At 48.5% G+C, this 19951-nt stretch carries 18 protein-coding genes; 3 read left to right on the forward strand and 15 right to left on the reverse strand.

The window, feature by feature from the left end:
- Positions 1-5 precede the first annotated feature (5 nt).
- The 7 genes from NFR47_RS05295 to NFR47_RS05325 all read right to left on the reverse strand — a co-directional run bounded on the left by NFR47_RS05295 (position 6) and on the right by NFR47_RS05325 (position 8108).
- On the reverse strand, positions 6-1409 hold the full coding sequence (locus NFR47_RS05295) for a hypothetical protein (RefSeq protein ID WP_004308779.1): 1404 nt from the start codon (positions 1407-1409) through the stop codon (positions 6-8).
- A 211-nt stretch (positions 1410-1620) separates the two neighbouring features.
- The gene (locus NFR47_RS05300; RefSeq protein ID WP_148365914.1) at positions 1621-2577 is read right to left on the reverse strand and encodes a toprim domain-containing protein; all 957 of its coding nucleotides are present in this window, start codon (positions 2575-2577) and stop codon (positions 1621-1623) included.
- 212 nt (positions 2578-2789) lie between these two features.
- The gene (locus NFR47_RS05305; RefSeq protein ID WP_008766855.1) at positions 2790-3866 is read right to left on the reverse strand and encodes an AAA family ATPase; all 1077 of its coding nucleotides are present in this window, start codon (positions 3864-3866) and stop codon (positions 2790-2792) included.
- A 14-nt stretch (positions 3867-3880) separates the two neighbouring features.
- A complete protein-coding gene (locus tag NFR47_RS05310; RefSeq protein ID WP_004308776.1) occupies positions 3881-4189 on the reverse strand; it encodes a DUF3853 family protein in 309 nt (102 codons plus the stop codon).
- Between the two features lie 224 nt (positions 4190-4413).
- Positions 4414-5457, reverse strand: coding sequence for a hypothetical protein (locus tag NFR47_RS05315; protein ID WP_004308775.1), 1044 nt, complete (start codon positions 5455-5457; stop codon positions 4414-4416).
- 8 nt (positions 5458-5465) lie between these two features.
- The gene (locus NFR47_RS05320) at positions 5466-6761 is read right to left on the reverse strand and encodes a PDDEXK nuclease domain-containing protein (RefSeq protein WP_032582750.1); all 1296 of its coding nucleotides are present in this window, start codon (positions 6759-6761) and stop codon (positions 5466-5468) included.
- A 63-nt stretch (positions 6762-6824) separates the two neighbouring features.
- On the reverse strand, positions 6825-8108 hold the full coding sequence (locus tag NFR47_RS05325; protein WP_251214536.1) for a site-specific integrase: 1284 nt from the start codon (positions 8106-8108) through the stop codon (positions 6825-6827).
- A 411-nt stretch (positions 8109-8519) separates the two neighbouring features.
- Here NFR47_RS05325 and NFR47_RS05330 point away from each other — a divergent pair, with 411 nt between their 5' ends.
- From NFR47_RS05330 to NFR47_RS05335, 3 genes are all read left to right on the forward strand, one after another.
- Positions 8520-9737: a site-specific integrase gene (locus NFR47_RS05330; RefSeq protein WP_251214537.1), complete on the forward strand. Its 1218-nt coding sequence runs from the start codon at positions 8520-8522 to the stop codon at positions 9735-9737.
- Between the two features lie 235 nt (positions 9738-9972).
- A complete protein-coding gene (locus NFR47_RS08530) occupies positions 9973-10161 on the forward strand; it encodes a helix-turn-helix domain-containing protein (RefSeq protein WP_300851270.1) in 189 nt (62 codons plus the stop codon).
- Positions 10139-10432 (forward strand): helix-turn-helix domain-containing protein, encoded by a 294-nt coding sequence (locus NFR47_RS05335; RefSeq protein ID WP_251214538.1) that lies wholly within the window; start codon positions 10139-10141, stop codon positions 10430-10432. Before NFR47_RS08530 ends, NFR47_RS05335 begins: the two co-directional genes overlap by 23 nt.
- 499 nt (positions 10433-10931) lie before the next feature.
- Here NFR47_RS05335 and NFR47_RS05340 read toward each other — a convergent pair whose 3' ends face one another.
- The 8 genes from NFR47_RS05340 to NFR47_RS05375 all read right to left on the reverse strand — a co-directional run bounded on the left by NFR47_RS05340 (position 10932) and on the right by NFR47_RS05375 (position 19946).
- Positions 10932-12116 (reverse strand): type II restriction endonuclease, encoded by a 1185-nt coding sequence (locus tag NFR47_RS05340; protein WP_251214539.1) that lies wholly within the window; start codon positions 12114-12116, stop codon positions 10932-10934.
- Positions 12100-13350 carry a DNA (cytosine-5-)-methyltransferase gene (dcm, locus tag NFR47_RS05345; RefSeq protein WP_251214540.1) on the reverse strand — a complete coding sequence of 417 codons (1251 nt, stop codon included), beginning with the start codon at positions 13348-13350 and terminating at the stop codon, positions 12100-12102. Before dcm ends, NFR47_RS05340 begins: the two co-directional genes overlap by 17 nt.
- A gap of 60 nt (positions 13351-13410) precedes the next feature.
- Entirely contained in the window at positions 13411-13863 is a 453-nt protein-coding gene (locus NFR47_RS05350) for a very short patch repair endonuclease (RefSeq protein WP_420838560.1), read from the reverse strand.
- Positions 13864-13965: 102 nt separating this feature from the next.
- Positions 13966-14133 carry a hypothetical protein gene (locus NFR47_RS05355; RefSeq protein ID WP_251214541.1) on the reverse strand — a complete coding sequence of 56 codons (168 nt, stop codon included), beginning with the start codon at positions 14131-14133 and terminating at the stop codon, positions 13966-13968.
- Positions 14134-14138: 5 nt separating this feature from the next.
- Positions 14139-15230, reverse strand: a complete 1092-nt coding sequence (locus tag NFR47_RS05360; protein ID WP_251214542.1) for a tetratricopeptide repeat protein — start codon at positions 15228-15230, stop codon at positions 14139-14141.
- 2 nt (positions 15231-15232) lie between these two features.
- The gene (locus tag NFR47_RS05365; protein WP_251214543.1) at positions 15233-15787 is read right to left on the reverse strand and encodes a DUF3575 domain-containing protein; all 555 of its coding nucleotides are present in this window, start codon (positions 15785-15787) and stop codon (positions 15233-15235) included.
- Between the two features lie 9 nt (positions 15788-15796).
- On the reverse strand, positions 15797-18328 hold the full coding sequence (locus NFR47_RS05370) for a DUF4906 domain-containing protein (RefSeq protein WP_251214544.1): 2532 nt from the start codon (positions 18326-18328) through the stop codon (positions 15797-15799).
- Positions 18321-19946 (reverse strand): DUF4906 domain-containing protein, encoded by a 1626-nt coding sequence (locus tag NFR47_RS05375; protein ID WP_251214545.1) that lies wholly within the window; start codon positions 19944-19946, stop codon positions 18321-18323. The genes NFR47_RS05370 and NFR47_RS05375 overlap by 8 nt, the downstream gene beginning before the upstream one ends.
- Between the last annotated feature and the right edge of the window lie 5 nt (positions 19947-19951).

Consider the following 19951-nt stretch of genomic DNA (forward strand, 5'->3'; position numbering starts at 1 on the left):
CTATTCTATATTCTAAATCCTCTGGATTTTTGCTCTCTCTGCACCGAGTTACGTAGATTCTGCTGTAACTTTTCCCATTGTTCCTTAAACCATTGTACTATGGGTTGTCGGTTTATGGTCAGCATAAGCTTACCACTATCCATCGGATGTTTCTCAACCCTAAAAATATCATTCTTGATGTCAAATTTCCACCTGTGTTCTTCGGAATAAATTTTGCCACTACATTGTATGGATTCTTTCTTTGTCAAGAGGTTTTCTATCATGTCTTTGGTAAACCCGATAACAGCGCATAATTTTTCCATTCTCAACATCTCTTTGAACATGGGAAACCATTTGTGGGCTTTTTCAAGCAAGGTGCTCAATCGTGATATTTCCTTGTCTTTGGCTTCAAGTTCTTGATTATGTATTCTTTGAAGATTACGAATTTGTCTGCTATGCTGTTCCTGTATTTGTTGTATCTGAATTTTTAATTCATCAGTAGCTTTGTCCCGTTTGGTAATTTCCTGATGTAGCTGCTCGATGTGATGTTCCAGTTCTTTCAGCTTACCGCTTCCGAAAAGAGAACCTACACCGCTTGCTATGGCGGTAGCAGCATTGGTGGCTGTTTTCTTTAGTTTGTCCGTGCGTATCTCTGCTTTTACCTGTTTGAGTTCCTGTTCGGCAAGGCTTACTTGTTGTTCCTTGTGTCGCTTGGTTTCCTCTATACGTTGCAGTTCGGCTTTCTGCTTCTCAATGATGAAATCATTTCGTTCCAGATGCTCTTTACCTGTGACAGCTTTTGCCTGTCCACGTTCCATCAGGAGAATATCGGAAGCAAGGGTCTGCATGGTTGCCATATCCTCGTCATTGAGCTTTCGGCTCTTTCCAGTTTCATGGTTCATCCAGTCGAATACGACATGAGCATGATAATTTGGTTTGAACCATCTGTTACCGACTTGGAAGCTCTCCTTGTCTTCTGCTTCCGGCTGACCGTTCAGCCAATGCCCTTCGTCTTTATGCAGGAAAATCTGTAGCGGAGTGATGCCCCAGCGTCTTTGGCACTCTTCACCGAATTTGCGTACATCAGCCAGTGTGGTGTCCGGTCTGATAAGCAATACTCCTTCACGGATGGGTGAGCATCCCGCCACCTTGATAATCTTTCCATTCTTTCCCTTGCGTTCCCTTTCCTTTTCCTGCATGGCACGTCCGGTCTTTTCCTTGACCATTTGCTTGATATTGTCATAATGAGTTCGCAGTTCGGGAGTGCCGAAGTCGGGATTTATCCACTGTTCGTTATCGGTGGAAAGTTCGGGAACGACATAGATTCTGGACTCCCCGATATTACGCATATACTCGGCAGTCCTTCGGTTGTGTGCCTCGCTCGATGCGATGTTGCAAGGCTTGATATGTATGCTTGATTTTGTTGCCATAGCTTCTTTCCTTTGTTTACAATTGATTTACTTTGCTCGCTTTCGCAGAGGGGTTCTTAGGGGTAACCCATAAGCGGAGATTGCAAAGAGAGGGTCACTCTTTGCTCGGGGTTCTCAGGGGTGAAACGCCCTGAGTGGGTCATTAGGGCAAAGCCCTAATCCCCTCGGGAGAGCCCACAACTACGAAAGCGAAGCGTGTAGTTATAGTGGGCTATAACTGGAAGCCGTTCTTCTTTTCCGGTGATTGGCTGCGCACCCCTTTGGCGGACTGGAGCTGCCTTTTTCTTTCAATCTGTTTCTGTAAGTATTCGTTCAAGTCCTTGCATCCTCTGTAAATCTGCGAAGCGTCCCGGAGGTACCGCTCTCTGCCGTATTCCATGCGGATTTGCCGGAGTGCTTCCAGTCCTGCATGGTCGTTGTCGAAAAAGCAGTGGATGCGTTCGTAATTGCCCAACGGATAGAGAGCCTTGTTTACATTCGATACGGAGTTCAATACAATGTAGTCCTGCCCGTCCAATTCCGGATAATTTGGGCAGCTCTCTTGTCTCAATGTCAAAAAGGAGAGGTAGTCCATAAATCCCTCGAACACATAACAGGTATTCCTCGCTTTTCCCGACTGCCTGATGTGGGAGATTTCCTTTGGGGCGATGCAGCCCTTGAAATAGCGGTTGCGGATTTCATATCCACACGAACCATTGGGAAAGGCGATGGCAAAGTACCGCTTGCAGTTGTGAGTGAAACGTGCTTCACTACATTCTCTTTTCGCCAGTTTTATGTTAATTCCTCTACCTTGTAAGTAGGCAAGCAGGGCAGTAGATGACAGCGGAACAATCTCCAACTGTTGGAAGCTCGGCTCGGAAGAGTTTTGCTTTCCAAAAGAGAAAGATACCGGGCGCACGTGCGGTGTCTGCTCTGCTATCCGTTTCAAGATGTAAGGTACATGGTCGGTAGCGTACAGGTGTGCAGCCAGTTCTATGATACCACCACCTTTACCCAAACCGAAGTCATACCATTGTTCACGTTCGGTATTTACCTTGAACGAGGCTTCGGCTTCTTCCCTTAACGGTGATTTATACCACAGATTGACACCTTGTTGCTTGACGGGAGAATATCCTAAACTATGCAGATAATCCGCTATTCTGATTTGCTTGGCTGTCTGTATATCCATAAAATGATTGTTTTAGTAGTTGGTGAATTGGTTTATTTTTCTTTTTGCCCGTACCTTTTTAGGAAGTACGGTCTATAATCACTTCACTAAATTCTCGTATATATAGGATACGGTAATAAAGTGAAGTGATTTAGTCCCATTCCCCAAGCACTTCACTATATTCCTAATATATACACCCCGAGAATAAAGTGAAGTGATTGCAGGGAAATGGGCTAATAGTGGAAGTCAGGCATGAATGTGTATTTTCTGCCTGTCTCCTGCACTATCATCCGTTTGTTGCGGAGCATGGTGATGAGCGATACCGCCTTTTTATGGTTCAGCTTTACACCCACTGACATATAGGTCTTGATTAAGGCATCTTCCAGTTCCTTGTAGCCGTATTCCTCTTTCAGCCCGAAAACGGCTTCCAATGCGATACGGTGCTGCTGCTCGGTGATATGCCTGTAAGGGTCGAACTTCTCTTCTTCGGGTCTTCCCGGCTTCTTTGTTTCAGGTTTGTATCCCTCAATGAGTTCGGGAAGGGCTTTGTCGTTGATACGGAATGCGAAAGGCTCAAAGTCCATTGCCCGGATGTGAATGGCTGAAACATGGCTGATGTCACCGTTGCCCTTGTCCTTTTCTACCTGCAATACGGTTTCCGCCTTGTTGTTCAACTCCGTACCAATGTGCCCTCTTGCGTTCTCATCCCCTTTGTTCTGATGCAGTATCGTATGGATATGTATCTGCCTGTCGTCCGTCCACTGCATCAGCTTGGATATGATGCGTGTTGATTCACTGGGGCTGTTGATGTCATACACCATATCCCGTATGCCGTCTATAATTACAAGACCGATTTCGGGTGTATTGTAAATAGCCTGTTCCACAATCCTGATACGCTGCTCAGGCGTGTATTTTCTTAAGGCAAGAAATTCAAGATTCTCATTGTCCCTATCATCTGGCAAACCAGCCATTCGCAAAATGCGCGTCATGACTTTCAGACAATGGTAAGGGCTTTGCTCTGTATCAACATAAAGCACTTTCCGCTTATCTTCAGGCAGTTCAGCCACATACCGCAGCACTGTGCCGTTCTTCAATGCAGCGGCTACGATAGCCGATACATTGAACGTTTTTTTACTTTTGGCTTTGCCGATGGATGCGCTGAAATTACCCAATGTCCCAATGACAGAATCATGTACTTTAAGGATTTCAGGTGCTTTCTCATAACTTTTCGACAGGCTCAAACGTGAGGCTTGCCAAAGGATTATGGCTTCTTCAGCCGATATTTCCTTAGTCTCTTTCATATAGTCCATAGCCATGCCTCCCGTTATTTCCGTCCTCCTGTTTTCTTTCCAGCCAGTTCAAGGGCAAGCTCAACATCCACGATAATCTTACGTCCTATCTGAGTGATTGCCTTGTCAATCTTTCCGCTTTTCTTGATACGGTTGGCGGTGGGTAGGCTGCACCCGAACAGTTTGGCTATGCCCAGTATTCCGTACACATATTTTCTTTCTGTGTCTGTAATGGGCTGTGGCTGCGTTTCCGTTTGACGGGAAGCGTGCTTACTTAGGAATATGAACTCTTCACCTGTCATCTGCCAGACGGGTTTTGATAATAATTCTTGAAGATTTTTCATCGTTCAATCTATTTAGTCGTTTAACAATCAGCCCTGCGCACTGGCTGTTATCTCTGTTCTCGAACGATGCAAAATTAGGTAGGGTTGTAAGTGGTAAGGATGTGGTTGATATAAATGGAATATCTTGTTATTTATCTGAATATCAGATAATAAAAATACCACTCAAAAATTTAATTTGAGTGGTAAAAGTGGTTGTTTCGTAAAATGTCAGGGCATATCACAGATTATCGGAATATACCATCCATTTCTTTGGCAAATTTCCGGTTGCTGTCACTGGGGAAATCGGAAACAGGCTCTTTGTACTTTGACTTGTAGTAGCTTTCCTCAATATCCAATATTTTCAGGATATTCCTCTTCCAATTCTCCCTGTCCTGTTTGGGCAGTTTTTCGCTCATCAGGAATATCAGATAGCAGGTACGTATTTTTTCTCTCGGTCTGATTTGGGGTTTGGTGTCGCTTGGTAGCAGGTTCATGCAGGTATAGAAATCATGTTCGGAAATATTCTCGAACTGTTCTCCCACGCAGGTTACATGAATGAGCGAAAGCAGTTCCATATTGAAATACTCAGTCTGTTTCGTTCCCAGCACTTCTTCCTGTATGTTGGGGGCATTTGGTTCTTGTTCGGCTGGCTCTTCCGGCTCGTTTGTTTCATCAAATACATATTTCGCCAATGTCTCTTTGAGGTGGCAGCCCAGCCGATAGATTTCATTGAAACGGCTTTTTGCATATTGCAGGGCTTTCTCTCTGGTCTGTTTTTGCAGATCGTAGAGTTCGGTCAGCTTGTTTTTTTTCTCCTCGTATTCATCTTTGCACCGTTCATATTCCATTTCCGCACGCTTTTCATCCTCTGCAGTGTGTTCCCGATAACCTATGGAATCGTATCGGTGGTATGCTTCGTTTAGCGGAGCATGGAGCTTGGTCGTCTTGTATTGCTGTTCTTCTATGGCTTCTTTATAGATTTCTGAAACTCGGAAGCAGATATTGTAAACGGTCTGTTCATCCGGCATACATCCTTTCTTGTAATAACTTATGTTTTCGCATACTTCCTTTTTCAGGCTATTCAGAATCAGTGTGTATTGCTCCTGTGGAAGATGAAACACCAGTTCAAGAATGGCTGTTTCAAGAACCGTTACATCATTGTAGTCCAGATAGAACTTGGTAATGAATTTCTGCTTTTCAAAAGAGAAACCTTTATTATCAAACCAGTCTTTATATATTCTGTTCAATTCTCCGTATCGGGGAATCAGCGTTGTAATTACATCTTTCATGGACGCAACTATTTTTGAGTGTTATTGTCTTTGTCAAGGAAAGAGGCCAGTTCTTCTTCCACTTCTTCCACGCTGGGCAACGCTGATTTCAGTTTCTCGGGAATCGCTTTGCTCAATTGGTAATCGCTGATGCCGATGGGCTGGTCATAGCCTGTCAATGCGTATTGTGCCACAACTTCGTCTTTTCCCTTGCATAGCAACAACCCGATAGTCTTGTTGTCATTCTCTCCCCTCAGTTTATCATCCACCACATTGATGTAGAAGTTCAGTTGTCCTGCATACTCCGGTTTGAATGGGGTAGCCTTTAATTCTACCACGATATATGCGTGCAACGGAATGGAATATAGAATCAGGTCGGCAAAGAAATCGCTGTTTCCGACTTGGAAGTGCTTCTGCCGGGCAACGAAGGCAAAACCGTTGCCCATTTCCAACAGGTAGCGGGTAACGTGTTTCACCAGCTGTTCTTCAATATCCCTTTCGTCTGCTTTTTCTTTGGCTCCTGCCAAATCAAAGATGTACGGGTCTTTGAGTAGGTAATTGGCAAGGTCGCTTTGTGGAGCCGGAAGTGTGGTCGTGAAATTGTTTACCTTGTTGTTGCTGATTTGTCGGCTATACAAATCACTGTCAATTTGCATTTTCAATACATTGCTGCTCCATCCCATTTCCACAGACTGCTTCATGTACCAGTAGCTTAGACCTAAAGGTAGCGAACTGTCAAGTATAGTCATTTGGCTTGTCCAGTTTATTTTGGCTATAGGAGAGGTCAAGAAAACTTCTTCTATTTCCCTGATTCCCATCCTGTAAATGGCAGACACGGTTTTTCCCACATCTTCAAATTGCGCAGGAACTTCCTGCGTAATTGCTAATGATTGACAATCAATCGATTGCATTTGCGCAGTAAGTTCCTGCGTAAATTGCTTGTCATTCAGTTTTAATACTTCATTGGTCACACTCTGTATGGTTGGGACAGACAGGCTTGCATCTGTTTCTATGAAACTTTGCAACGCTCTTAAAGGATATGCTTTTGCAAACTGGCACATATAGGTAAGGTTACGTTCCGAATAGCCTTTCTTTTCAGGGTAATGCAGTCGGATAGCCTTTGCCAACTGCTTGATGATTTTGCTTCCCCATCCGTGCAGCTGCTGGTGATAAAGGATGTAATTGCCTATCTTCCAGTAATGGAACAGCATTTGTGCATTGGCTGCAACAATCAGCCTTACTTGTGCCTGTTCTATTTCCGAACCGACCGCTTGTATGAATGCATCAAAATTCGTTTTCTCTATGTTGGATTCCTTGTTGCTCATATTGTGATGATAATTTCTACAAATATAGTCATTGGTAACTATCTATGAAACTGTTTGATACTTTTATAGTTGATTAAACTTGTTCATGGCATTTGCCTTAATATCATCCGCTATGTCAATGTAGGGTTTCATAGCTTTGTAGTCGCTGTGTCCCGTCCATTTCATGACCACCTGTGCCGGGATTCCGAGAGCCAGCGCATTGCAGATGAATGTCCTTCTTCCTGCATGGGTACTGAGCAAAGCGTATTTGGGTGTGACTTCATCAATACGTTCATTTCCCTTGTAGTAGGTTTCCCGTACAGGCTCGTTGATTTCTGCCAGTTCGCCCAGCTCTTTCAGGTAATCGTTCATCTTCTGGTTGCTGATGACGGGCAGAGCCATGTAATTCTCGAAATGGATGTCCTTGTATTTGTCCAGTATGGCTTTGCTGTATTTGTTCAGTTCAATCGTCAGGCTGTCGGCAGTCTTGACTGTGGTTATTTCGATGTGGTCGGACTTCACATCGCTTCTTTTCAGATTGCGAACATCCGAATACCGCAAACTCGTCAAGCAGCAGAACAGGAAAACATCACGCACACGTTCCAGGTATTGCTTATCCTTGGGTATCTGGTAGTCTTTCAGCTTGTTCAGTTCATCCCAAGTCAGGAAGATTACTTTTTTCGAGGTGGTTTTCAGTTTCGGTTTGAACGTATCGTATGCAATGTTCTGATGATGTCCTTTCTTGAAGCTCCAGCGCAGGAACCATTTTAGGAATCCCATTTGCTTGCCGATGGTGCTGTTTCTCATATCCTTGGTGTCACGCAGGAAGTTGACGTATTCGTTCAATCCAAACTCGTTGAAATAGTTGAACGTTGCATCCTCCTTGAACTCTTTGAGGTGGTTCCTCACTGCTGCAAATTTTTCATAGGTGGATGCCGTCCAGTTATTCTGGTTACCGCACTCTTTTACAAACTCATCGAACACCTCCCAAAAGCTGACAGGGGCTTCTTCCGGCTGTTCTTCGCTGGTGTCTTTCATTCTCATGTTGAAAGCTTCCTTCAACTGTTGGGTCGTTGGCATGACCTCCTGCACCTCAAATTCCTTGAAAATATTCTGGATTTCGGCATAGTATTTCAGCAAGTCCGTATTGATTTCGGCTGCACTTTGCTTTAGCTTGTTGGTACATCCGTTCTTTACCCGCTGCTTATCTGCATCCCATTTGGCTACGTCAATCCGGTAGCCCGTTGTAAACTCGATGCGTTGGCTGGCAAAGATGACACGCATACGGATGGGTACGTTCTCTACGATTGGCACACCGTTCTTTTTCCGGCTCTCCAATGCAAAAATGATGTTGCGCTTGATATTCATAATTGGGTGCGTTTGAAATTCTACACCCAAATATACACCCAATTATTGAGATAGCAAAAGACATTTAGAAACATTTACTTTTACTCTATATTGTAATTTACACTTGATTATCAGTCGTTTGCAGTTTTATGATATTCTGTGAAAGTATAAGTTCGAGAGCCTCTCTCTCCGCCAAAGTACAATGAAAAGAAAAGCGATTTCCTGTAAACGGTTGGTTTACAGGAAATTTTATTTTTAGGCCAATAGAACGAAAGTGCATTTCGAAGCATATTCGCGGTGTCTTATTCGGTGTACCTGACAGGTACCGAAAAAAGTACACCGAATAAGCATCTAATGCACTCTATTGCATCGTATTACATCTTGACATCCGACACTTGGGAATTTAAATTTGCAACCCTAAAACAAGTGTCTATGGAAAGAACCTCTTTCAGTTTGCTGTTTTACATCCGCAGAACAAAACTCAACAAGGCGGGCGAAGCTCCGATCTTCATGCGTATTACGGTTAACGGCCAGCGGGCCGATGCCTCGGCAAGACGATTCATCGAACCTCGATTGTGGAACACCGCTAAAGGCAAGGCGGTCGAAAACGGCCGCGGATGCAAAGAACTGAATTTCTACCTCGATGCCGTTTCCGCAAATATTTTACGTATTCAACGGGATATGGAACTGGAGGGAGCGGAATTATCAGCACATACGGTTCTCGACCGTTATCTGGGCAAGGAGCGTTCGGAGCGTCATACATTATTGAATGTATTTCGCGAACATAATGAAAAATGCCGGAAATTGGCCGGAATCGACCTTGCAGTCGCGACTGTCGAGCGTTACGATACTTGCCTAAGGATAACCGAAGAGTTCATCCGCAATACTTATAAAAAGAAAGACCTTTATCTGGATGAACTTCCGGATCAATTCGTCGAAGATTTTGAATTTTATCTGAAAACCGTCCGCAAGTGTTGCCACAATACGACCACCAAGTATCTCAAAAATTTCAAAAAAATCACTCGCCTTTCGCTTTCAAGGAAATGGATGAAAAACGATCCTTTCGCCAATGTTTGTTTTCACTTGGAGAATGTCGAACGGGACTTTCTTGAAAAGCATGAGTTGAAAAAACTTCTGGATAAAACGATCGACATTCCCCGCTTGGCGCAGATTAGGGACATCTTCGCATTCTGCTGTCTGACGGGGTTGGCATTTTCGGATGTAAAACAGCTGCGAGCAGAGCATATTGCGACAGATATTAACGGGATGCAATGGATTCGCAAAACGCGTCAAAAAACCGGAAATATGTGCAATATTCCTCTGCTGGATGCAGCACGGGAAATATTGGCTCGCTATCATAATAATCCCTATTGTCAAGCACACGATGTGCTGTTGCCCGTTTGCAGCAATCAGAAGATGAATGTTTATTTGAAAGAACTGGCCGATATCTGCGGAATCAAAAAAAGTCTTTCGACGCATGTGGCCCGGCACACGTTCGCCACGCTGACCCTTGCCAGCGGTGCGACTATCGAAACTGTTGCTAAAATGCTCGGGCACTCCGATACGAAGATGACCCGCCATTATGCCCGCATTCTCGATTCATCCATTATGCGCGATATGCAGACCGTCGCAAAGAATATGGCATTATAGAGTTTGTCGGCCATAAACGGCACACAAAGGACAGCACGTGGCAAGTGGGTGCGATTGGCTTTATTTTGCATTCGGCCCGTCTAATCGGGGATTGTTCAACTTAATCTTATCAGTTATGGAATGTAAAATGATCGAAGCGGGAGCTTACGACGAAATGTGCTCCCTGCTCCATCGCGTCTGCGAGCGTGTGGAGTATCTCGGTTCGCTGTGCCAGCCTCACAAGCCCGACAAGTGACTGACTCAAGAAGAAGTCTGCAAGGCGCTGCACATTACCAAACGGGGTTTGCAATACTTTCGTCAGCAGGGCATCGTACCTTATACGGCGATCGGCAACAAAATCTTCATCGAGGAGGCGGACGTCCAACGTCTGCTGGCGGCCAACATGATTACCCCAAAAAGTAATGGAAGATTTCATCACGCGTAATTCTGCCGAGTACGTTGAGTTGCGCAAGAAGGCTCTTCAAGCCTTGAAGTCGGTCAACCGTCTGATCGACGAGCACCGCCCGTCGATCTTCAACGAGGTGTATCTGACCGGCGAGGAGGTCCGGTGTATGTTCGGCATCAGTCGGCGCTCCCTGCAAACCTATCGGGACGAACGGATCATTCCCTACACGACGATCGGCGGAAAGTTTCTTTATCCGCAGTCCGGGATATTCGGCGTCCTTGAACGCAACTACATGAAAAATCTGGGTTAAATGAGCAGGAGACAGGAGGACGTCAATCCTCCTGTCTCTTTTCGTATTCGATAAAATTGCTCGGGTGGATGATACATATTCGCCTGTTCGGGGTCCCGAAGTCGATTTTGATCGGATACCGATATAATATTAGATAAAACCTGTTTCCGAAAGATTTGCGGATTGCTTCTACGGCAAACAAAATTCCGGAATCGGCATCAATAGGTTGCTCATACTGCGGGTATCGTTTTTCGATTTCCAACCTGCATCGGTCGATGTCGTCAAGCGTGAAGACTTCTCCGTCGATGATTCGCTGGATACGAAAATGCACCCATGTTACTTAAATGGGAATTGTTATTGTCCATACGATTCTATCTTTCGAACATATGACACTCCGCACGAGAAGATCGAACGCCTCGCCGCCCGGCACGGCTGGACGATCCATCGGCTCGACCGCACCATCACCGCCTCGAAAGTCTCCCGCCGCCGGCAGGAGGAGTGGATTACGACGAATTACTGATTAAACAATATTTTGTATTCTTTTAACAGACTCTGTAAATTGTTTTAATGAGAGTATTCGTCCTCTGAAGTCTTGATCAAAAGATTTTTTGTATGGTTCCGGAACGACCAGACAGACATTTTCTCTATACATTTCCGTCAACTGATTTTTTGAAATTCCTTGTTGAAGTGTGAACAGATGCTTTCTGGGAATACGATCTGCCTCGTTCAGAATTTGCCGCCATCGGTCTTTACATGTAGTCTTGGCACCGAGAAATATCAGTTCTTCAGCCGGAAATTCAAAATTATGATAGGATTCACCATCCGGGAATATAAAATCTGGCTTCTTATGTTCCTCTGTAATCACCTGCGTTTCAAAACGCAGGTGATTTGCATGGAATATGCTTGATAAGTGATGCTCCAATGATTTGCCTGCCCGGCTCTTTCTCCGGTTCAGAATTTGATTGGAGTAGGCAATCAAAGTTTCCACGTTCCCGAATCCCCTGCTGATTTCGGGAGAATATAGTTTGGTTTCAAAAGATTTGAACAAATCATATTCCGTATTGATCCAAGCCAATATTGATGTGTCAGGATTATTTTGCAGAAATTCTTCAGATATATTGTGAGCCTGCATATGGTATTTACGGGCATATGCAGCCATTAGATTTGTTTCAGGGAAATGATCGTAACGAGACAAAATTTCCTGAAACAACTGATGCAATACATCTTCCGGGGCAGGATGGGTTTGCATAGATATAAGGGCATTGGTTTCTGTCGGACCAATACCAATAGCCTCAAGGAATGAATCAATGTCATCATCCGCAGACAGCACATATGCTTCATAATAATCCTTACTAATCTGACACAGGATAAACAAATCGCCGACGTTATCTTCAGAAAGAAATGGAAACCCTCGTCCAAAACGAGTGAGGCGATATTCGTTTCTGGTACCTTTACCGTAGTCTATGAAGCGACTTTCTGTTTCGAACGTGTTCTGCCATTTTATCATGATTGTCCGATCCTTGTTTTCTCCTTTCAGACCAGGATGATCAAACATGATTGACCATGCATTTTTAGGCATGTAATAGCCTGCCTGATGAGCCCCGGTTGACCCAGCATCATTGGCAGATGTAAACTTGCAGAAAGCTTTTGTGGCCTTATTGACCGTGGCAACAGCACGTCCGACCAAATTATTTGCACTCATCATTCAACATGGATTTTACAAGGTTTCCGGCAACGTCCGTGATCAAGGGGACTATCACGGAATTTCCACATTGATGGTAAGCCTGAACTTCGGAAACAGCATCAATTATGTATCGATCACTATATCCCATCAAACGGGCACATTCTCGGGGTGAGAGCCTTCGGGGATTTTTTCCATCGCATTGAGGAATCAGGATTTCCGAACCATCTTTATAATATCTGGCACTTAATGTCCGTGATATACCATTCAGGTCCGTGAGTCCATATCCGAATCCATTCCCATTGGCCTGATGTTTCTTCGCGTAATTCTGAAGATACAGCCATAATTTATCCGTAAGGGTATATTTTGCATCAATATTCGGGTCCAGAATATTCTGGATCTTCAGATGCGGATCCTCCTTTACGGGAAAAGAGAATGTTTCCTTTTCCTGATACAAATCCTTTCTGAATCCGACAATCATTATTCGCTCCCGATGTTGGGGTACATAATATTTCCCATCCATTATTTGATAATGAATGTTATAACCCAATTCTTGGAGTGTATTTGATATAACATGAAAAGTCCGACCTTTATCATGAGATTGCAGATTCTTTACATTTTCGAGATAAAATGCTTTAGGGCGCTTTCTTCGGATAATCTCTGCAACATCAAAAAACAATGTGCCTTGTGTTTTGTCCAAAAAGCCATGGGCACGTCCCAGACTGTTTTTCTTGGATATTCCCGCAATGGAGAATGGCTGACAAGGAAATCCCGCGCATAATATATCAAAATTGTCAGGTATAAAAGCCTTTATCCGCTCCTCAGTTATATCTCCGAACGGGACCTCGCCAAAATTAGCAAAATAGGTTTTTTGTGCATATGTATTCCATTCCGAAGAAAATACACATCGTCCTCCATGTGCCTGCATGGCCAACCGAAATCCGCCCATTCCGGCAAACAGGTCTATGAACGTAAATTTGGACCGTTCGGGAGATGGAAACGGAACATCAACGGCATCCTGGAACAATCCCTGCTCTTTTATAGACTTAAGCGTTATATCTTTTTTATCAATTGCAGGATTCAATGTACATAATATTGTCTGAAGATATTTACGACATTCTTTTCCATACGGAGAAACCGAAGCTCTGCCGGTATTATGCATCCAATGAGTGATGACCGCCAGCATTTCATCTACATGTGGATGTGTTTTATCTGTTTTGATTTTCAGATTTTTATATAAAATGTCAGATATTTTCATCTTCGTTAATGAATTTCATTTTGTAGAATGCAAAGATACGAAAATAGCAGAAAGAACCGGTCATATATTCTCTCGGATTTTTACGGTAAGTGCTGCAAGTGTTGCGCCTCTTTGTTTTGGTTTCAACTGACACTCCCAGATTGTTATAATCTTCCAGCCTGCGGCTCGTAATGCTTCGTTTGCTCTGTTATCTCTTTCAATATTTTTATTGATTTTATCAATCCACCAGTCTTTTCTGGTTTCGGGTATCACAAAATATTTACATCCTTCATGACCATGCCAGAAACAACCATTGATAAATACAATAGTTTTATATTTTGACAATACAATATCGGGGGATCCCGGTAAATTATGAACATTTATTCTGTATCTGAATCCTTGAGAAAACAGATATTTTCGCACCCATAATTCAGGTTGGGTGTTTTTGTTTTTTATTCGACTCATATTATAACTACGAGTTGCACTATCATGCTTATCCGCCATGTGTAAAATATATAAAGCAAAGATACTCATAAAAATCAATTTATATTGTCCATAAATTGCCAGATGTCGAAGTATATATGCATTTATACAAGTACGGCAACGATATTCAATCGTTGCCGTACTTGATTCAATCTATTGCTCCATGTCGTCCCACCCGGGTATGATGATCGTGTCTTGCACCTGCGGGCACCATCGGATTTCGAGTTCCTCTTTTTCGTAGACGTTGCAGGCCGCGAATGCGGAGGCGAACAACGCTGCGATGATCGCCACGAGAGCGATTCTGTTTCTCTTGTTTTTCATAGACGTCAGTCTTTTAACAGTTCGGTGATTTCGGGATCGAGGTTGCCGCGATACTCCATGCGCTCGTCCAGGCGGCAGGCTTCGAGGAAATGGCGACGGCCCTCCTCCTTTCGTCCCAGCCGCGCGCAGACGATGGCCTGCAGATACTCCGTCACGGCGTCTTTGGGCAGCGCGGCGAGTAGTGTCAAAGCCCGTTCATTGTAATCAAGCGAAAGATGCGCTACAACCGTATTGCGGTCATTGTAGCTGTTCAGGGTGTACAATGCTTCCGCATACTTGCGTTTTTTCAACAGTTCCACGCCCCGCATGTATGCCGTGTCCTGTTGCAACAAAGTGTCCACGAACGAGAGCATCGAAGTAACAACGTAGTCCAGCGTGTCGGAGGGCGGCAGTCGGTAGCTGCTGTCGTCGATGCCGAAGACCTTGCCTTCGAGCGTCACGGTCATGCGCTTCGAGGACTCGTCGGTCGGGACTTCTTCCGAGTAGTAGTAGGTCATCATGCCGCGGCGTTCGACGACCGAATCCAGCCGCGCATCCTCCGGGTAGGGGAACTTCACGAAGCGGTTGAACGCGGCCTCGCGTCCGAGGGTGTCGGGACGGAAACGTTCGACATAGGTTTCGTACTGCCAGTAGTCGCGTTGCTGGAGCAATGAAAACCTCCCGCCCCGGATTACGAGGTCTTCGAGTTCCATGCGTCCATCGGGCTTATGCAGTATGGGTGTGATCACCACGCTGCGGCTGCCTCCCAAAAGTTGCTTCGGGAGCGAGACGATGAAGTCGAGCACCACGCGCCCGTTGCGTTCGGGTACGGAGCGCATCTTCGCCGCGACGGTCACTTGTTCGATTTCAAACGACATCACGCGCTCGCCGTCCGCAAGCGTATCGACCGGCGCGAGGTAGAAGGTGCTGCTGTCGCGTTGGAGCTTCACGACCTGCGGGCGGTAGTCGGACTGCCGCTCCTGCCGCTCGGTGCGCGAGAGCTGCGACAGCCTCGGTGCCACCTGACGCCGTTGGAGCGGCCCGGTGACCGAGCAGCCGAAGAACAGGCATAGTGCGCTGACGATAAGGCTCGCCAATAGAATCTGTTTCGTCTTCATGGCTAAAAGAGGTAAGAGAACGACACACCCAGTCTGGATGGGAAGAGCGTCCAGCGGCGATAGTGGTAAAGATATTCGTCGTCCCAGTCCCCGACGGTCGGGTCGCGGCGCGTGTCGCGCGTGCGAAACAGCCCGATGCCGGCCTCCATGGCGACATTCCACCGCGTGGTGAGCATCCACGAATAGCCGTAGCTCAAGCCGATGCCGAATGCCCGGCCATCGTAGCGGCGGGTGCGGTTGCCGAGGTCGTAGCCGACATACGAAAGGTGCGCACCGACGAAGTGGCCGACAAAGGATTCGTAGGCCCAGTAGCGGCCGCCGACCTGTACTGCATGGAAGCGGGTCGAAAGATTTTCGGTTCGTATCGGATTCCAGTAGCCCGATACTTCGACCGTCCATTTGTCTGCAACGGATACTTCGGCCCCGAGGTCGAGGGTGCCGGTCAGGGCCGCCAGGGCGTTGGCCCGCACGGCGAAGATCTGTGCCGCGGCTTTGCGCGGGGCACTCCACAGTGCTGCAAATAGCAGCATGAACAGCATGATTGTTTGTCGTTTCATGGTTTTCGTTTACTCTTTGACGCATCGTACCGGCATGGCCGCGAATCTGAAATAGGACGAATTATGTACGTCTTTGTCGAACGACAGGAAACTATACTCCCACTCCTTGAATCCGACGCTTCCGGAACTCGATCTTACGTAAGGGGCATTCGTATGGGTAAAACCCACGCCGGGGTGATGATATTGGCGGTTGAAATAAAATCCGGTCAAAGGATAGTCCGTGGAGAATATTCCGCGATAATAGATCGAAGCGTAGTCGCCGTAACCTTTCCATTCGATATCCTTGAACGCTTCCAAATGGGGTACGCGCCAGCCCGGTGGGCAGGGGTCGTAAATCGTTTTCTCGTTAATCATGCTGATCGAGGCATTGCCCGTCGTTCTGTTGCCCCAAAGATTCGGATGAGAGGTATAGAGCCAGTCGAGTACGTCGGCCCGGTCGTCGCCCTCCCGAAATGATGCGCAGTCGATATAAGTCGTAGGGTGTTGTGTAGCCCAGCCGATGGTCATGATTCTATCAAATTCGTGCTGGGCTGGGTCCAGATAGATGATTTCGTAGCCGGACAATGCCGAGCCTGCGCCCAATCCGTCCGCAGAGGTATCCGAGCGTACGAACGGGTCTTTGCGGCCCCATTGATAATAGAGGCCGCGGGCTTCGGACCGGGAACAATCGGTGGTCAGGGCGCCGAGATTGCGATCCATGAATACGGCTCCCGAAGCATAGGTGTGACAAGCCGCATTCGGATTGTAATCGGCAGCCCAGATATGCCATGACCAGATGCATTCGCCCGCAGCGTCGAACAGCCCGACGAGGGCATTGCCGTACTGCGTTCCGGTCTCGAAGACGATGCGCCCGTCCGAAAGCGAGACGGAGCGGATGACATCGCCACGGGCTGCGGAAGATTCCCAGAGAACTTTGGCCCTCGTGCCGGTGAGCGGTCGCGGCGTAATGTTGAGCGTGCTTTTGCCGTTGCCCATTACTCGGGCGTCGAACGAATAATGACGGTTCAGGTCCGGGACGACGTAGCAGTTGGCCGTACCGCTCGTATCGAGAGGCGTAACTGTCGTTTCGTATTCGGCATAAAATGAACGGATGCGGCTTTGGGGTTTGTAATGGTAGTTCGCGGCCGTCGAGACAAGAACCTTATAGGCGGCATCCGAGTACCAACCCCGGAATATGTAATCCGGGAGGGCAGTTGCTGTGATGGTACAGCCATCACCGTCGACCAGCACATAGAGGTGGTCGGACCTTGCCTGTGAAAAGACCGCGCCTTTGGTTTCGACGGATTTGAACGGGGCGTACAGAAGTACCTGGTTGGCGAAGCGATGCGAAAACCCGAACGTTCGGGTGAAGCCGTATTCATCGGAGACAATGACGGCATATTCGAGCGTCGCATTGGCTGCGTCGAATCGGGTCGGTGTATAGTCTATCGCAAATTCATTTTTCCCGTCGGCAAGCGTTAATTCAGTACCGGATGCGCCAACCTGCCTGCCGTCGACGTAGAATACCCGGCTGTCGCCTGCCGACGCGACTATGCGGCAGGAGAGCTGCGAATCGTTGTTCTGTTCCTCGACATGGACAAACAGACGGTGCGCAGGCCCGGCGATGCAGTAACCGTTGTGGCTGTCGCTGTCGATAGTATCCCACACGTCGACCGTGTAGCCGCTCACGCGTGTATCGATTTCATTGTCGCCCCGGATCGTGATGTCGAGGGTGTGGCTCGTGTTGGGGCGCACGTTGAAATCCGAGGTGGCGTTCTCCCCCAGATAGATGCGATAGGCCAGCACCTTCTCGCCGCGCGTCGCGCGGATCAGGAGATAGGTGGCGTTCTCAGGGGCGTTATCGCGGTTCTTCAGCCGCGGGTCGGTGATGGCGGGATTCGTCCCCTGCGCGTTGGGCGGCAGGTAAAGGATGCCCGAGGCCCCGCGCCCCGAAAGCATCGTGCCGGGCGTGTCCGCGTAGCCACCGGCCGGGGGCATGTCGTCGTCGAAGAGAGAGACCGACTTCGGTACGGAGCATACGCGCATGGAGTGCAGCTCGATGTCGGCGGGCGCGACGGCGATGTGGTAGGCCACCTTCGCGACCCGGCGGCGGAGTTCGAGCGGCGGGAGCGTAACGGTTTTTCCCTGCGAAGCGTGGATCGTCGTTTCGAGACGTCCCGCCATCGGCAGGTCGGCATAGTCGGAGGTGTAACTGACAGCACAGGCCGCCAGCTCTGCCGGCGAAAGGTCGCCCATGTCGCGGTGCATGTTGGCGACGGCGCAGAGCGTGTAGTCGCCCGGCGGGCACTCGAAACGCAGGGTCGCGGCGCTCTGGTAGCGATGCAGGACGGTATTCCCTGCCGTGTCGTAGAGGTAGAAGTTCAGATCGCGGATGTTGTTTTCATCCGTCGAACGGGTCGAGGCCGTCATGCGCTCGGGATGCACGGTCAGCCGGACGTCGAGCATGGACGGAAAAGCGCACTCCTCCTCCGCGCCGGAGGCGCATCCCCAGAAGCCCGACAATGCCGCCAGCAGGGTCAATATCAATAATCGGTTATTCATGGTTAAAGGATTTAATGGTCGACGGTACTGGATATTCGGTCGTGGGCGTGTCGATAACCTGCCCGCACGTAGTCGGATCCTGCCGCAATGAACCGTTCAGGGAGGGGATGAACGGTTTGAAGTAGAGGTAGAGCGGCGTCGGCCCGTCCAACGGGTCGCAGCAATACGTCTCCTCGAACGAGACCTCCCCCTGATGACTGGGGGCTGTGCACCAGCAGTCGATGCGGTAGCCCGCGTCGGGTACGGCCCGGAGCGTCGCCGGCTCGCTCGTGCAATAGATGGTATCGTACACGGCCGAAAGTGTTTCATGCTCGACGATGGCCAGCGCATCCTCCGATTCGATATGCCCGCAGACGCTGCGCGGGCCGTTGTGCCAGGTGCGGTAGACTTGGAAAAGATAGGCGAAAGCGTACTCGAACTCATATCGCCCGACCTCGCCGTACTTGTCCGAGACGGTCAGCGTGAACTTCAGCCGGGCATTATCGCGGGTGAAGGTCTCGGGGAAATAGGACATCGCACCGCTCCATGTGCCGGCTGCGAAGTCATATTCTTGCGGTGCGACATACCGGTCGCCGCAAAACCGACAATACGCAGCATCGCCCTCTTCGAGCGAGAGGAGGCCCCGCACCTGCATATCTTCGTAATGACCGCTCAGACGAATGTCCAGCAATCCGGCGAGGGGTTCGAGCATGAACCCGTCCTGCGGCACGCTGCGGGTCGCCATCTCGACGTCGAGGGCGTACTGGCGCAGCCGCAGATCGTTGTCGCCGAGGATTCGGATGTGGAGCGTCTGTACGGTGTTGGGCCGCACGTTGAAGTCCGAGGTGTCGTTCTCGCCCAGATAGACGTAGTAGTCGAGGACCTTGCCGCTGCGCACGGCGCGGATATGCAGGCAGGAAGCATTGCCGGGCGCGTTGTCGGGGTTCTTCTGCCCGGGTGCTGTGATCGACGAGCGCACGCCCTGGCAGTTGGGAAGCATGTAGAACGATCCCTGCGCGGAGGCTCCGTCCCCGTCAGCCGGCGCAAGCTCCCGGTCAAGAAAGACGCTCGGGCTGAACCCCTCGACAAAGGGTCGGTAATGGGCCGGCAGGTTCACCGCCCGCACGGCGCGGATTTCGATGTCGGCTACCGATTCGTCGACTTGGATGTCGTAGTCGACCCGCGCAACGGCGCGGCGGACTTCCAGCGGAGGCAGCTCCACCGTCCCGCTTCGGGCCGGAATCGTGATCTGCTGCACGGCGGTCATCATGAGGTCGTCGAACTCGGGGCGGTCGGGCACCGCGAAGGTCTCCAGCATTTCGGCCGTGAAGTTCCGCATATCCGTATGGGCATTGGCAACGGCATAGAGGGTGTACGCTCCCGGCAGGCACTCGAAGCGCAGGTGCGGCGTCGTGGAGTAGACCGCATGCGCGCCGCCGGGGCCGAAGAGCAGCAGGTTGATGTCGGAGATCGTATTCTCGTCCGGCGAGCGGGTGATGCGGTCGGGATTCTCGGGCGCGATGCGGACCTCGACCGTGACTTTCTTCTGCGGACTGCACTCCGGCAGCTCTTCATAGATGCAGCCGCTCAGCCCGCAGCAGAGCGTGAGGAGTGCGAATATCAAAAAACGGGATTTCATAGTTT

Source organism: Alistipes muris (assembly GCF_943193205.1).
Lineage (GTDB): Bacteria > Bacteroidota > Bacteroidia > Bacteroidales > Rikenellaceae > Alistipes > Alistipes muris.

Coding starts and splice junctions, on each gene's coding strand:
- NFR47_RS05340 (WP_251214539.1), bottom strand. CDS start 12,116: ATGATGAGTGCAAATAATTTGGTCGGACGTGCTGTTGCCACGGTCAAT.
- NFR47_RS05300 (WP_148365914.1), bottom strand. CDS start 2,577: ATGGATATACAGACAGCCAAGCAAATCAGAATAGCGGATTATCTGCAT.
- NFR47_RS05335 (WP_251214538.1), top strand. CDS start 10,139: ATGGAAGATTTCATCACGCGTAATTCTGCCGAGTACGTTGAGTTGCGC.
- NFR47_RS05370 (WP_251214544.1), bottom strand. CDS start 18,328: ATGAATAACCGATTATTGATATTGACCCTGCTGGCGGCATTGTCGGGC.
- NFR47_RS05375 (WP_251214545.1), bottom strand. CDS start 19,946: ATGAAATCCCGTTTTTTGATATTCGCACTCCTCACGCTCTGCTGCGGG.
- NFR47_RS05330 (WP_251214537.1), top strand. CDS start 8,520: ATGGAAAGAACCTCTTTCAGTTTGCTGTTTTACATCCGCAGAACAAAA.
- NFR47_RS05320 (WP_032582750.1), bottom strand. CDS start 6,761: ATGAGCAACAAGGAATCCAACATAGAGAAAACGAATTTTGATGCATTC.
- NFR47_RS05305 (WP_008766855.1), bottom strand. CDS start 3,866: ATGGACTATATGAAAGAGACTAAGGAAATATCGGCTGAAGAAGCCATA.
- NFR47_RS05315 (WP_004308775.1), bottom strand. CDS start 5,457: ATGAAAGATGTAATTACAACGCTGATTCCCCGATACGGAGAATTGAAC.
- NFR47_RS05295 (WP_004308779.1), bottom strand. CDS start 1,409: ATGGCAACAAAATCAAGCATACATATCAAGCCTTGCAACATCGCATCG.
- NFR47_RS05350 (WP_420838560.1), bottom strand. CDS start 13,863: ATGAGTATCTTTGCTTTATATATTTTACACATGGCGGATAAGCATGAT.
- NFR47_RS05360 (WP_251214542.1), bottom strand. CDS start 15,230: ATGAAGACGAAACAGATTCTATTGGCGAGCCTTATCGTCAGCGCACTA.
- NFR47_RS05310 (WP_004308776.1), bottom strand. CDS start 4,189: ATGAAAAATCTTCAAGAATTATTATCAAAACCCGTCTGGCAGATGACA.
- NFR47_RS05355 (WP_251214541.1), bottom strand. CDS start 14,133: ATGAAAAACAAGAGAAACAGAATCGCTCTCGTGGCGATCATCGCAGCG.
- dcm (WP_251214540.1), bottom strand. CDS start 13,350: ATGAAAATATCTGACATTTTATATAAAAATCTGAAAATCAAAACAGAT.
- NFR47_RS05325 (WP_251214536.1), bottom strand. CDS start 8,108: ATGAATATCAAGCGCAACATCATTTTTGCATTGGAGAGCCGGAAAAAG.
- NFR47_RS05365 (WP_251214543.1), bottom strand. CDS start 15,787: ATGAAACGACAAACAATCATGCTGTTCATGCTGCTATTTGCAGCACTG.